General features: G+C 62.7%; 14 protein-coding genes and 1 pseudogene. 5 read left to right on the plus strand and 10 right to left on the minus strand.

The genetic code is table 11. The features are described 5' to 3' along the window. Positions 1 to 312 precede the first annotated feature (312 nt). The 3 genes from ACZ899_RS05190 to ACZ899_RS05200 all read left to right on the plus strand — a co-directional run bounded on the left by ACZ899_RS05190 (position 313) and on the right by ACZ899_RS05200 (position 1,616). Complete coding sequence (locus ACZ899_RS05190; protein WP_186716257.1) at positions 313 to 645, plus strand: hypothetical protein; 333 nt, start codon at positions 313 to 315, stop codon at positions 643 to 645. Between the two features lie 407 nt (positions 646 to 1,052). Then, positions 1,053 to 1,316 carry a hypothetical protein gene (locus ACZ899_RS05195; RefSeq protein ID WP_234562924.1) on the plus strand — a complete coding sequence of 88 codons (264 nt, stop codon included), beginning with the start codon at positions 1,053 to 1,055 and terminating at the stop codon, positions 1,314 to 1,316. Positions 1,317 to 1,343: 27 nt separating this feature from the next. Further along, a complete protein-coding gene (locus ACZ899_RS05200; RefSeq protein ID WP_028691523.1) occupies positions 1,344 to 1,616 on the plus strand; it encodes a DUF3077 domain-containing protein in 273 nt (90 codons plus the stop codon). Positions 1,617 to 1,779: 163 nt separating this feature from the next. Here ACZ899_RS05200 and ACZ899_RS05205 read toward each other — a convergent pair whose 3' ends face one another. From ACZ899_RS05205 to ACZ899_RS05220, 4 genes are all read right to left on the minus strand, one after another. Next, positions 1,780 to 2,625, minus strand: coding sequence for an IS3 family transposase (locus ACZ899_RS05205; protein ID WP_324256565.1), 846 nt, complete (start codon positions 2,623 to 2,625; stop codon positions 1,780 to 1,782). After that, complete coding sequence (locus ACZ899_RS05210) at positions 2,622 to 2,981, minus strand: transposase (protein WP_075043813.1); 360 nt, start codon at positions 2,979 to 2,981, stop codon at positions 2,622 to 2,624. Before ACZ899_RS05210 ends, ACZ899_RS05205 begins: the two co-directional genes overlap by 4 nt. A 42-nt stretch (positions 2,982 to 3,023) precedes the next feature. Continuing rightward, on the minus strand, positions 3,024 to 3,581 hold the full coding sequence (locus tag ACZ899_RS05215) for an RNA 2'-phosphotransferase (protein WP_110739565.1): 558 nt from the start codon (positions 3,579 to 3,581) through the stop codon (positions 3,024 to 3,026). A 284-nt stretch (positions 3,582 to 3,865) separates the two neighbouring features. Further along, positions 3,866 to 4,003 (minus strand): hypothetical protein, encoded by a 138-nt coding sequence (locus tag ACZ899_RS05220; RefSeq protein WP_234561461.1) that lies wholly within the window; start codon positions 4,001 to 4,003, stop codon positions 3,866 to 3,868. A 238-nt stretch (positions 4,004 to 4,241) separates the two neighbouring features. Between ACZ899_RS05220 and ilvA the strand changes: the two genes are divergently transcribed. Beyond that, a complete protein-coding gene (gene ilvA / locus ACZ899_RS05225; protein WP_234561462.1) occupies positions 4,242 to 5,804 on the plus strand; it encodes a threonine ammonia-lyase, biosynthetic in 1,563 nt (520 codons plus the stop codon). Positions 5,805 to 6,149: 345 nt separating this feature from the next. Here the strand turns inward: ilvA and ACZ899_RS05230 are convergent, their stop codons facing one another. From ACZ899_RS05230 to ACZ899_RS05240, 3 genes and pseudogenes are all read right to left on the minus strand, one after another. Next, the gene (locus ACZ899_RS05230; protein ID WP_050705508.1) at positions 6,150 to 6,407 is read right to left on the minus strand and encodes a PAAR domain-containing protein; all 258 of its coding nucleotides are present in this window, start codon (positions 6,405 to 6,407) and stop codon (positions 6,150 to 6,152) included. Continuing rightward, complete coding sequence (locus tag ACZ899_RS05235) at positions 6,404 to 6,799, minus strand: hypothetical protein (protein ID WP_234561463.1); 396 nt, start codon at positions 6,797 to 6,799, stop codon at positions 6,404 to 6,406. The genes ACZ899_RS05230 and ACZ899_RS05235 overlap by 4 nt, the downstream gene beginning before the upstream one ends. After that, a pseudogene (locus ACZ899_RS05240) lies at positions 6,796 to 7,482 on the minus strand (bacteriophage T4 gp5 trimerisation domain-containing protein); the annotation flags it as partial. The pseudogene ACZ899_RS05240 and the gene ACZ899_RS05235, both read right to left, overlap by 4 nt. 447 nt (positions 7,483 to 7,929) lie before the next feature. Here ACZ899_RS05240 and yiaY point away from each other — a divergent pair. After that, on the plus strand, positions 7,930 to 9,078 hold the full coding sequence (gene yiaY / locus ACZ899_RS05245) for an L-threonine dehydrogenase (RefSeq protein ID WP_186715001.1): 1,149 nt from the start codon (positions 7,930 to 7,932) through the stop codon (positions 9,076 to 9,078). An 86-nt stretch (positions 9,079 to 9,164) separates the two neighbouring features. Here yiaY and ACZ899_RS05250 read toward each other — a convergent pair whose 3' ends face one another. The 3 genes from ACZ899_RS05250 to ACZ899_RS05260 all read right to left on the minus strand — a co-directional run bounded on the left by ACZ899_RS05250 (position 9,165) and on the right by ACZ899_RS05260 (position 12,801). After that, positions 9,165 to 10,358 (minus strand): DUF1173 domain-containing protein, encoded by a 1,194-nt coding sequence (locus ACZ899_RS05250; protein WP_234561465.1) that lies wholly within the window; start codon positions 10,356 to 10,358, stop codon positions 9,165 to 9,167. Positions 10,359 to 10,445: 87 nt separating this feature from the next. Further along, positions 10,446 to 10,913, minus strand: a complete 468-nt coding sequence (locus tag ACZ899_RS05255) for a VOC family protein (RefSeq protein ID WP_234561466.1) — start codon at positions 10,911 to 10,913, stop codon at positions 10,446 to 10,448. Between the two features lie 268 nt (positions 10,914 to 11,181). Next, positions 11,182 to 12,801: an NADP-dependent glyceraldehyde-3-phosphate dehydrogenase gene (locus ACZ899_RS05260; RefSeq protein ID WP_234561467.1), complete on the minus strand. Its 1,620-nt coding sequence runs from the start codon at positions 12,799 to 12,801 to the stop codon at positions 11,182 to 11,184. Positions 12,802 to 12,898: the final 97 nt, after the last annotated feature.

The raw sequence follows: 12,898 nt of genomic DNA on the forward strand, positions 1-12,898 counted from the left end.
TATAGGGTATAAAGAGAAAAGAAGAGAAAAGGGGCGGAGAAAAGGGGGCGGATTTATTTTTACTAATCTAATTTCTGCCTTTGCATGGCCAAGACGGCGACGAAGCTTGATGCTGAAGATATTAGTAAGGACGTCTAGCGCTGGAAGCGGGGCAAGTCGAAATTTAGAGTGTGAAAAATAAATCTGTCCCCTTTTTACATGTCCCCTTTTTAAATTAAGGCCGGATGCATTGGAGGTGGCCTACACCATCAACGGGCGCAAGATGACGCGCATGTTTGACAATGAACCCAATACGCCACCGGTGAATAAGCGATGATTGCTGAAGATCTATCCATTGTTAAAGAGCTTTTCTCGATTCTCGATCAAGGCATTGTCGACGGCTATGACGCGTTTCAGTATGAGGTCAAAGTGGGAGAGGGCTGGGTCGAAACACAGCTCACTGCAGAGAACCAGGGTGTGGACGTCATGGACGTGAAAACTGCCTTCAACAACGCCGAGATCTTCAAGTTGGTGAAGCAACTGCGGCAAAGCGGCGCCCAGCGAGGGGACCACTGGACGGCGTTCACCTTGTCCTATCGACGTGGGGGACAGGTCAGGACCATTTTCAGCTATGGCACGAGCGAGTTGCTCGACTCGGAGGTGTGATCAGGGAGCCGCGCAGTGGGCGGATCGATACGTGTGTCTTGCACGCGGACCTGCAAAAACTGTCATCTTTTCCGGGTTTCGATAGCCAGTATTGGCCTCAGTGAGTCGGAATTTCCTTATTCCTTGTAGTCCATTTCCGAAGCATACTTTTACCGCCTTTCAGCCCTTGCTCCAGGCCAACTCGCCTTCTAGTCTCGGCCTGCCGCTGCCAATTCAGCGGCCGGTTTTGACAGACCGTCGATTGTTGTCCACGTGTGCATACGCTCAATGGCGGCTGTACGTGCGGGCACCTTGTGTGCGCCGAGTGCCAACGATCTCGGTCTGTCAACCCGCGTACAGCTGCCACCCGACTGTTTGACAGCAGTTCAGCTGACAGCTCAACCCTCAACCATTGTTGGAGTACGAGCATGCTGAAGATTCTCCCCGATCCACCTTCCTCCCAGGATCACGCCCACTTCCTCGAAGACACCCTGGTACGCGCCATCGAGTACGCCTTCTGCGCCCTCACGGTGGCCAACCAGGCCGTCCAGCTCAAGCCCTGGTCGCCCGGCGCGATCCTAATGCTGGCCGCCGCCCGCGAGATGGAGGCGGTGCGCACGTTGCTCGAATCCGCCCTGACCCAGGTGCAGCACTCGGTCCGAGTGCCGGGCGAGCCCCGCACGCTGCACTAGCCGACGACGTTTTCAGGGAAATCGAACATGACCACAGACGATGGCAAGACCCAGGTCACGCCGGGCAAAACCCGTTTTTATCAGGGCGAGGGCAAGGATGCCCAGCCGCTGTTCTGCATCGAGCCCGGCATTCCCTGCCAGCACGCTCGCGAACAGGCGTCGGAGCTGATGGACTATGTGCGCCACCTGACCTTGGTCGGGGTGATGGATGAAGACCCGCGGATGGTCTGGGCGGCGCATTACCTCAGTGCCTTGGCCAAGGCGCTGATGGATGATGCGGAGCTGGGGATGGCGCATTAGTCCCAGGCTTGCACATTCCCCTGTAGGAGCGGCCTTGTGCCGCGAAAGGGGTGCGAAGCAGCCCCAGGATTTCAGCATTGATGCAAAGATCGCCGGGGCCGCTTTGCGGCCCTTTCGCGACACAAGGTGAACTGGTCAAGTAATTTTGGACACCGGTTAAGGTTCATGCCGCTGCCTTGAGCTTTTCCTCCATGGCTACTGGCGTTTCATAGCCGTTGTAGCTGTGGAGGCGCTTGAGGTTGTAGCGCATCAGATAAGCCTGGATATCCACTCGTGCCTGCGCTTCGGTCTCGTAACCCTCTGCCGGCACCCATTCTGATTTCAATGCTCCGAAGAATCGCTCCATGGCAGCGTTATCCCAGCATTGGCCTCGATGGCTCATGCTCTGGTTCAAGTTGTACTCATCGAGCGCGGCTCTGAATTTATGGCTGGTGTACTGACAGCCCTGGTCTGAATGAAACATTACGCCCGCCGGCCTACCCCGCGATTCAGCGGCCATGCGCAGGGCGTTACAAGCTAAGTTGGCATCTGCAATCATCGAGAATGCCCAACCCACTACGCGACGGGCATAGAGGTCAATCACGGCGGCTAGGTACAGCCAGCGCCTGCCAACCTGGATATAGGTCACATCGCCACACCAAACCTCATTGATCGCCGAAACCTTGAAATTGCGCTTCAGCTGATTCTCGGCGATCAACGCTTCTGCCCCTGATGACCGATAGCGGTGCGGCCTGCGCTGTTTGCACTTCAGGCCAGCTTCACGCATTAGCGCACGCACCTTGTATCGTCCTATTTCATGGCCTTCGTGCCGCAATTCCTGCGCCAGGGTTCGCGAGCCAGAAGCACTTCGCGATGCGTTGAAGTGCTTGATTACCAGCAGGCGTAGCGCATCTCTTGCCGGGTTTTCACGTCCTTGCCGTTTGCGCCACGCATAGAAACTGCTGCGCTTAACCCCAAGCACGCGGCAGCAGTCGACAACAGGGTATTGCTCACTCAGCTCGTTGATCAGCGAGAACGATCTTTGGAGTCCCGAAGCAGGAGAGCACTGGCCTTTTTTAGGATTTCGATATCCCGATCCTTTTGCCGAACCAGCGCTTCGAGTTCTTCAATTCGTTGCTGCTCGGGTGTGATCGCTTTGGCTCCAGCAGGAACCTTACCGGCTCTCTCTTCACGCACCTGATCAACCCAGCGGCGAAGCGCGGTAGGGCCCAGCCCAAGGGCTGCACAGACCTCAGGAACTGACTGCCCACCATCCAGCACCATTTCGGCAGCTTGGACTTTGTATTCTCTTGAATAAGATTTACGCACTGATTTTGCCTCCAATTGGGCGCCATCATAGCGCCCGATGAAGGTGTCCAAAATCATTAGGCCAGTTCAAGGCCGCTCCTACAGGGGGACGGGTTGGGTTTATTTCTCTGCTTGGCGTGACAGATGGGCCGGGGGCACCTGGTCTACCAGCCAGACACCGTTGTCGGCTTGATAGAACACCGTTCCTGCTGCGCACATGGCCTGGGTATCGACCCTAAGCAGCACTGGCTGACCATATCGCTTGCCCACCGCCAGCGCGGTCTGCGGGTCCTCGCTCAGGTGCACATGGTGGCGGCTGCCAGGGATCAGACCCTGGGCTTCGATGGAGGCCAGGAAGCGGCTGGCGGTGCCGTGATAGAGCAGGGCAGGTGGCGTCTTGGCGACATGGCGCACTTCGACCTGGGCGCTGCTGTGGCCCTGGGCGGCGCGGATGCGGCGGCCATCGTCGGAGAGGGTGAAACGGCGCTTGTCATTGGTCTCGACCACTTCGCGCAGGGCGTGCAGGTCGAAGGCATGGCCTTGCCGGCCGGCGCCGTGGATCAGCGCGTCGACATCGGCCCAACCGTCGCGGTCCAGGGACAGGTCGATGGATTCGGGGGCGTGGCGCAGTACGTAGCTGAGGAACTTGCTGAGGGCGTCGCGTTGTTTCTGGTTCACTGGAAAGGTCCTTTTCCATGGCTTCTGGTCGTTTGGGTCGGTACATTCTCCGGGTTCGGGGTTGAGTTCTCAAGCGTGCAGATGGCCTGTGGGAGCGAACGCCCACAGGCACATCGCTGATGCTAGTGTCCTGTCTCGGGAATACGTTCTCTTTTGGCGAGTGGCTTGGGTGTCCGGCCAAGGCGCCGCGACGAGTCATAGCAGGGCTATGGCGAGGAGTGGCAACGCCGGCCGGGCATCCAAGACGCCGCCAAAAGTGAACAGCTTATTTCCGAGACAGGACACTAGCCCTGACGCAAGGCGTCGAGCAGCGTCTTCATCTGGTCGCGGCCTTGGGTATCCAGCCCGAACACCCGCCGCCGTGGCTCGCCCACCGGCAGCCCGGCCATCTCCAGGCCCGCCTTGATGATCACCCTCGCCAATAAATGCGCATACAAACACTCAAACCAACACGCTTGAGCCAAAGCTGAAGTCCTTGACTTGCGCCTGTCCCCACGCTAGCTTCCCACCCCATGAACCTATTCCCGCAGCGTCGCGCCCTCAGCATTATTACCGCCATTATCAGCTTGGCGGGCTAGCGCACACATGCACTGAACCCGCCCTGGAGGCGGGTTTCTTCTCTCTGACTCCTGGGCACTACAAAAAAACCAGGAGTCATCGATGACCAGCCTCAGCGCCACCCTGCGTACCCCGGCAACGCCCCTGCAACTGCTGTCCGAGCAAGTGCGCAGGATTCTCTCGGCCCCGGTGTACGACCTGGCCATCGAAACCCCCTTGCAAGCGGCGCCGGCCCTGTCGGCCAGCCTGGGCAACCAGGTCCTGCTCAAGCGCGAAGACCTGCAACCGACGTTCTCCTTCAAGATCCGTGGCGCCTACACCCGGCTGTCGCGCCTGACCCCCGCCCAGCGCGAACGCGGCGTCATCACCGCGTCGGCCGGCAACCACGCCCAGGGCGTGGCCCTGGCCGGCTCGCACCTGGGCATCAAGACCACCATCGTCATGCCCACCACCACCCCCTCGCTCAAGGTCGAAGGCGTGCGTTCACGGGGTGGCCATGTGGTGCTGCACGGCGAAAGCTTCCCCCACGCCCTGGCCCATGCCCTGCAACTGGCCGATCGCGACGGCGCGACCTTCGTGCCGCCGTTCGACGACCCCGACGTCATCGCCGGGCAGGGCACCGTGGCCATGGAGATCCTGCGCCAGCACCCCGGCCCGCTGCATGCGATCTTCGTCCCGGTCGGCGGCGGCGGCCTGATCGCCGGCATCGCCGCCTACGTCAAGTACCTGCGCCCCGAGGTCAAGGTGATCGGCGTCGAGCCGGAGGACTCCAACTGCCTGCAGGCCGCCATGGCCGCCGGCGAGCGGGTGATCCTGCCGCAGGTCGGCACCTTCGCCGACGGCGTGGCGGTGGCGCAGATCGGCGCGCACTGCTTCGAGCTGTGCCGCCACTTCGTCGACGAGGTGGTGACGGTCAGCAGTGACGAGCTGTGCGCGGCGATCAAGGACATCTACGACGACACCCGCTCGATCACCGAGCCCTCCGGCGCCCTGGCCGTGGCCGGCATCAAACGCTACGTGGCCCGCGAGGGCCTGCAGGGCCAGGCCCTGGTGGCCATCGACTCCGGTGCCAACGTCAACTTCGACCGCCTGCGCCATGTGGCCGAGCGCGCCGAGCTGGGCGAGCAGCGCGAGGCGATCATCGCCGTGACCATCCCCGAGCGCCCTGGCAGCTTCCGCGCCTTCTGCCTGGCCCTGGGCAAGCGCCAGATCACCGAGTTCAACTACCGCTACTACCCGGGCAAGGAGGCGCGCCTGTTCGTCGGCGTGCAGACCCACCCCCAGCACGACCCACGGGAGCAACTGCTAACCAGCCTGCACGAGCAGGGCTACCAGGTGCTCGACCTGACCGACAACGAACTGGCCAAGCTGCACGTGCGCCACACCGTCGGCGGCCACGCGGCGCCGGGGGCCGGCGAGCGGGTGCTGCGCTTCGAGTTCCCCGAGCGTCCTGGGGCGCTGCTGGGCTTCCTCGAGCGCCTGGGCAAGCGCTGGAACATCAGCCTGTTCCACTACCGCAACCACGGCGCGGCACAAGCGCGGGTGTTCGCCGGGCTGGAGGTGCCGGTCGACGAACTGGCCGGGTTGCCACAGGCGCTGGACGAGATGGGCTATCAGTACTGGGACGAGACGGAGAATCCGGCGTACCGGCTGTTCATGGGGTAAACATGCCGCCACTGGCGGTGCTGACGCTCTACAGCTCCCAGCGCTGCACACACCAGCGTGGGAGCGGGCTTGCCCCGCGATGGCGTCGGCGCTGCCAGCCAACCTCCCCAGGCTGGCTTACGCTCTGGCATTGCCCGGCCTGCAGGAAGACAAAACGCTGCAGCCATACGCCAGCTGTGCAGGTTCGAACACCAAGGGGATATCTCGGCGAGCCAGGCATCGTCGTAGGTGCTACCGGCCTGCTCCAGGACCTGTTGCAGAAAGGTGTCGCGGTGGTTGCGAGTCTTGTCGCGGATCCACGGGTTGTCGCGAAACCTCCAGTGAAACAGGCGCTGACTGGTCCCTTTAGTCGAGAAACCACCCAGAGTCCCCCTCGACAAGCGTGCCGCCATGACTGGTGCGATCGCCCTGGCGTGCAACGCGCTTGCCATCGATGAGAAAGTGCGCGGCCCCTGTCTCGATCAGCGCCCCACAGCTGATACGGTCTCCGACCCGGGCAACGGGTTTGCCATTGAAGTGATAGGTTTCACTGCCGGTTTCCACCACGCCCGCGCCATGCAGCGGGCACTCGTGCAGGTGGCCTACAAGGACGACTGGTTTCATATGGGTTCTCCTGCTGTAGGGCCAGTACGGGATTCACGGTCTATCGCTTCCGGGGCCGCGGCAGGCGTGTCACTGAATAGCCAGCCACAGACCAGACGCCCAGGTCGCTGAACATCCCGCAGGCTTGCCCGTGCCGTCAGGGTCACCAGGGATTCCGGCAGGGGTTCTCCTGGAGACGCCAGGCAGGCCAGGACCGGATGGGCGTCGGGGGCGTGGGCGAGGTCGGCCCTGTAGATTGGCGTCAGCGCTTTCGCCCCCAGCCCTTGGCGCAAACCTTTGAGCACGGCGTGGTCACTTCGGCTGGACACCGCAGTGGGGTCGATCAGCACGTGGCAGTACTGGTCCGAGGTGTGGTGATCCATGACGAACTGGGTCAAGTCAGTGGTGTTCATCGGCCCTTTTCCTCACAGGCACTGCCGTTGTTCGCAGTGAGCTCCAGTGCCGTAACATTTCCGGCGCCTTCGGCCCCTGCTTGGGTAGGGCCATGAAAGTTGAGCGTCAACCCGTTGAGCGTAAGGCCCTGCTGGTCGAGCACGAGGCTTGCACCTGGGCTTATGAGCTCGATACGTTCGCTGGCGGTGAGTCGAAAGACCGTTGTCTGCTGCTCCAGGCCCTGGCCAATGGCAATGCGCTGATGACCGTCCACCCGCAGTTCGCTGTTGCCACCGACGAGGGTGTGTTGATTCACCCCTATGGTTTCGCTGTGATCATTGCTTACCTGTACGGACAGGTCCTGGCCGACCTTCAGACGACAGTCCCGGCCTACGGCATGGGTGTGGTCATTGCCGGTTTCCTGGCGAAGGTCGTTGCCGATGCTGATTTGCTCATCGTTGCCCACTTGTTCGATGCGGTTGCGGCCAACGCAGGTCGTTTCGTCATGGCCTACCCGATTGTTCTGATCCCGCTGCGCATGGATGAACACTTCTTCCTGCCCCAACTCATCCTCGAAGCGCAGCTCGTTGAAACCTTGCCCCTTGTGGGTCTTGCTCTTGATGGTCATGCGTGTGTGGTGCTTGGGCAGTTCGTAGGGCGGCCGCTGGTTGCCGCAGTAGGTGCGCCCGGTGATCATCGGCTGAGGGCTTCGTCGAGGGTGAACGAGACCACCTCGAACGGGTCCTGGCTGGCCAGGGGCTCGAAGCGGTAGCTCAGGTTGGATTGGTGGGTCATGGCACTCCAGTGTTTATATGTAACTAGTTGTTATCTGGAATTGTCAGGGCTGCAGAAGAGTCCGTAGGACCCTGTAAATGGCGAGCAAGAAAATGCCCCTGGCAAAGACGAAGGCCTAGGCTAGAACGATGTTTAAAATAATTAAATAAACTTTGCGTTCTTATTTTGGTGGGTTTGTAGGATGTTTCTTAGTTGGTGTTTTATTAATTGTTACTACTTGGTGAAAGAGTCCGGCCGGATACAACTAGATTCGTTTTTCGAACCCCGGCCCGCATCAGTCTTGCCCTGGATCAACGCCTCCACGCCCATTCCGGCGGATGCTGAAAACCTACCGTCAGCTTGAGAGGATCCGGCCATGAGCAGCACGTTCTTCATCCCCGCCGTGAACATCATGGGCATCGACTGCCTGGACGAGGCGATGACCGCGATCGCCGGCTATGGCCTGCGCAAGGCATTGATCGTCACTGATGCCGGGTTGGCCAAGGCCGGCGTCGCCGAGCGCATCGCCGGGATGCTGGCCATGCGCGACATCGATTCGCGGGTGTTCGACGGCGCCAAGCCCAACCCGAGCATCGCCAACGTCGAGGCGGGCCTGGCGATGCTGCGTCGCGAGGGCTGCGACTGCGTGGTCTCGCTGGGGGGCGGCTCACCCCATGACTGCGCCAAGGGCATCGCCCTGTGCGCCACCAACGGTGGGCATATCAGCGACTACGAAGGCGTGGATCGCTCGGCCAGGCCGCAGCTGCCGCTGATCGCGATCAATACCACGGCGGGCACGGCCAGCGAGATGACCCGCTTCTGCATCATCACCGACGAGGCGCGCCACGTGAAAATGGCCATCGTCGATCGCAACGTCACGCCGATCCTGTCGGTCAACGACCCCGCGCTGATGGTCGGCATGCCCAAGGGCCTCACCGCTGCCACCGGCATGGACGCACTGACCCATGCCATCGAGGCGTATGTCTCCACCGCCGCCACGCCGATCACCGACGCCTGCGCGCTCAAGGCCGTCAGCCTGATCAGCGACAACCTGCGCCAGGCCGTCGCCGACGGCGGCGACCTGGTGGCGCGGGAGAACATGGCCTATGCCCAGTTCCTGGCGGGCATGGCGTTCAACAATGCCTCGCTGGGCTATGTGCACGCCATGGCGCACCAGCTGGGTGGCTTCTACGACCTGCCCCATGGTGTATGCAACGCGGTGCTGCTGCCCCATGTGCAGCGCTTCAACGCCAAGGTCAGCGCCTCGCGCCTGCGCGACGTGGCCAAGGCCATGGGGGTGAAGGTCTGCGGGCTGGACGCGGAGCAGGGCGCCGGGGCGGCGATCTCGGCCATCGAGCACCTGGCGGCGGCCATCGGCATCCCGGCCGGGCTGGCGGAGCTGGGGGCCAAGGTCGAGGATGTGCCGGTGCTGGCGGCCAATGCCTTGAAGGATGCCTGTGGGTTGACCAATCCGCGGGTGGCCAGCCAGGTGGAGATCGAGGCTATCTTCAAGGCGGCGTTCTAGCCTGGTCGAGTCATCGCGGGGCAAGCCCGCTCCCACACAAGCCAGCTCTCACAAGGGCCGTGAAAATCGGCCCTTGTGGGGCTTGCTCAGCGTTCGCGCATGAAGAACCCAGCCACGTACTTGCGGAAGGTCTCCAGGCTCTTGAAGTCGGCGTAGCGCTTGAAGTTCTCGGCATCCGGCTCCGGCCCGATCGGCTGCTCCAGCAACGACACCGACAGCACCCGGTCCTGGTCCGAGGTCAGCACCAGTTCGTCCATCACCTGGCCGCCGATCACCGGGCGGCGCATCAACACCTTCACGCCCTTGCTCGCCATCCAGTCGATCAGCGACACCAGCGCCTTGAGCGGTTCGCGCTCTTCGTCGCGGTACACCGGGAACAGGTGCCCACGTGACAGCACCGGCACGCTGGCGACATGGATCAGTTCGTAGAAATGGCTGCCGGCGGTGGCCGGCGAGTACAGCGCCAGGGCCAGCAAGGGGCCTGAAGCGCGGTTGCCGCCCCAGTAGTGGTGATGGCCCTGGAAGTCGAAGCCGTCCTCGCTGCGGTTGTTGAACAGCTTGCGGCCCTTGATCTGGTCGACGCAGTCGAGCAGCAGGCCATGCCGGCGATGGTTGCCGAACACCGTGGCCTCGCGCAGGCGCGCCTTGAGCATCATCATGTGCTTCATGTCCAGGCGCGTTTCCAGGTAGTTGCTGGCCGGCACTCGTTCCAGCAACGGGTAGCGCCCGGCGACGCCGCGCAGCTCGGCGAACTGGGCGGTGAGGTCCTTCTTCAGGTGGGTGGCGTAGACGTTCAGGCCGCTGGCCTCGATCCAGGTCAGCAGCAGCGACAGCAGGCGTTGCTGCTCGCGGCGCTCGCCGGGGTCGCGTGGTCCGGCGGCCGCTTCGCCATCACTGGCACGGCGGTAGTCGCCGAGCAGCCGCAACGGCGCATCCGGCGCCAGCCAGGCCGCGGGAGGCGTGTTGTCCTCGGCGCTTGCGCCGGTCTCGCGCTCATCCTTGCTGAACGGGCAGCCCGGGGTGTGTTCGGGGGTGTCGGGATTGTTGCGCAGGAACAGGGTGCCGGTGTTGCCGTTCAGCGACACGTTGAGCACCGGCAGGGCGTCCTGGCGGCAATCGCAGGCCAACCATTGGTTGGCGCTGCGCACTTTCATCAGCCACTGGTTGGCCTGCAGCAGGCGGGGGCCGGCCAGGGTGCCGGTGGCGAAGCTGGCCAGCAGTTCCTCTTCGGCCAGGGTCAGGCTGCGCACCTGCGCGCCGGATTTTTCGATGATACGCATTGAGAGGCAGCTCCAAGCTACAAGCCTCAAGCTTCCAGCAAAGCGCGGCGGCTTTCAACTTGAAGCTTGCGGCCTGGAGCCTGCCGCTCATTGGCCGCCGAACAGCTTGGCGGCGCGGGCGCGGATTTCCTCGGGGGTGAGGTCTTCCTTGTGGGTGGAGACGAACCACAGGTTGTTGAACGGATCCATCAGGGTGCCGCTGCGGTCGCCGTAGAACTGGTCCTGCACTTCGCGCACTTGTGTCGCGCCAGCACGCAGGGCCTGGGCATAGACTTTGTCGCAGTCCTCGACATACAGGTGCAGGCCGACCCCCGGGGCCTTGATATCCTCGCTGGGCTTGAGGCCGCCCTCCATGTCACAGGGTGAGCCGAGCATCAGCGACGAGTCACCGATTTTCAGTTCGGCATGGCCGACGCTGCCGTCAGGGCCTTCGAGGCGGAACATCTCGATGGCGCCGAAGGCCTGCTTGTAGAATTCGATGGCCTTGGCGGCCTCCCTGATGCCGAGGTAGGGGGTGATGCTGCGCTGGCCTTCGGGGATAGGTTTGACTGCCATTTTCGTAAACTCCTTTCACGTGGGTTGTTGTTTGCAACAGCCTGGTGATTAGAGTCGTCTAGGCGGATGGAAAATCGACAATCGCGTTATATCGATTGTCTATAAAAAAAATGTTTTGTGACTGATGCGGTCGGTGTAGGAGCGGCCTTGTGTCGCGAAAGGGCTGCGCAGCAGCCCCGGCAATTGACGCGTCAACGCTGAAAACCTGGGGCCGCTGCGCGCCCCTTTCGCGACACAAGGCCGCTCCTACAGGGGGAGTGTGTGGTGATCAGAAGATGTAATCGGTCGTCAGGAAGCTCGACTGCCGGTTACGGATGATCTCGCTGATCAGCTCCTTGTTCGCCTCCTGGAACTTGGTCGCCACCAAAGTACGGATGGAGAACACCCGCAATGCATCATGCACCGACAAGGTCCCCTCGGCGCTGTTCTTGCGGCCGTTGAACGGGTAGGTGTCCGGCCCGCGCTGGCACTGGGCGTTAAGGTTGATCCGGCCGACCTGGTTGGCGAAGGTGTCGACCAGCGCGCCGACGGTCTCGGGGTCGTTGCCGAACAGGCTCAGCTGCTGGCCGTAGTCGGAGTCGAGCACGTAGTCGATCACCGTCTGCAGGTCGCGGTAGGGCACCACCGGCACCAGTGGGCCGAACTGTTCCTCGTGGTAGACACGCATGTCCTGGCTGACCGGATAGAGCAGGGCGGGGTAGAAGAACGAGCCGCGGCTGTGCCCACCGCCTTCGTTGAGTACCCGCGCACCCTTGGCGGTGGCGTCGGCCACCAGGCCGCCGAGGTAGTCGACCTTACCCGGCTCCGGCAGCGGCGTCAGCGCAACGCCCGGCTCCCAGGGCATGCCCGGCTTGAGCGCGGCGAGCTTGCGCTGGAACTTGTCGAGGAACGCATCGACCACGTCTTCGTGCACGAACAGGATCTTCAACGCCGTGCAACGCTGGCCGTTGAACGACAGGGCGCCGGTAACGGCCTCTTCGACGGCGTTGTCCAGGTCGACCTGGGGCAGGACGATGCCGGGGTTCTTGGCATCCAGGCCCAGGGCCGCGCGCAGGCGGTGCGGACGCGGGTGGAGTTTCTTCAGGTCGCTGGCGGCCTTGTGGGTACCGATGAAGGCGAACACATCGACCTTGCCGCTGGCCATCAGCGCGCTGACGGTCTCGCGGCCACGCCCGTAGATGACGTTGATCACCCCCGGCGGGAAGCTGTCGCGGAAGGCCTCGAGCAGCGGGCGGATCAGCAGCACGCCGAACTTGGCCGGCTTGAATACCACGGTGTTGCCCATGATCAGCGCCGGGATGAGCGTGGTGAAGGTTTCGTTGAGCGGGTAGTTGTACGGGCCCATGCACAGCGCCACGCCCAACGGCGCCCGGCGGATCTGGCCGAGGGTGCCCTGTTCGAGCTCGAAGCGGCTGGAGCGGCGGTCGAGGTCCTTGAGCGCGTCGATGGTGTCGACGATGTAGTCGCAGGTGCGGTCGAACTCTTTTTCCGAGTCCTTGAGGTTCTTGCCGATCTCCCACATCAGCAGCTTGACCACCGCCGTGCGCTGCTCGCGCATGCGCGCCAGGAAAGCCTCGACATGCTGGATGCGCTCGGCCACGCGCATGTTCGGCCAGGCACCGCGGCCCTTGTCGTAGGCGGCCACGGCCGCGTCGAGGGCGGTCAGCGCGGTGTCGGCGTCCAGCAGCGGCGCGCTGCCGAGGATCACCTGGCGTTCGCTGTCGCCTTCCTTGAGCCACACCGGGCTGTGCACGGTGGCCAGCGGCCCGTCCCAGCGGCGCAGCTCGCCGCCGACCAGGTAGTCGCGTTGCTCCAGCGGCGCACCCAGGCGCCAGGCTTCGGGGATGTCCTCGGGGGCGGGAAACAGCGAATCGAGCAGACGGTCCATGGGTACTGCACCTCTCAAATCCGGATGATGAAACGCTTCAGCTTGCGAGCATGCGCCGACCGGCTGAAAATTGCCACCCCGGCGCAGCCGCTCGCGG

It is taken from the genome of Pseudomonas sp. TE31087 (assembly GCF_057284075.1).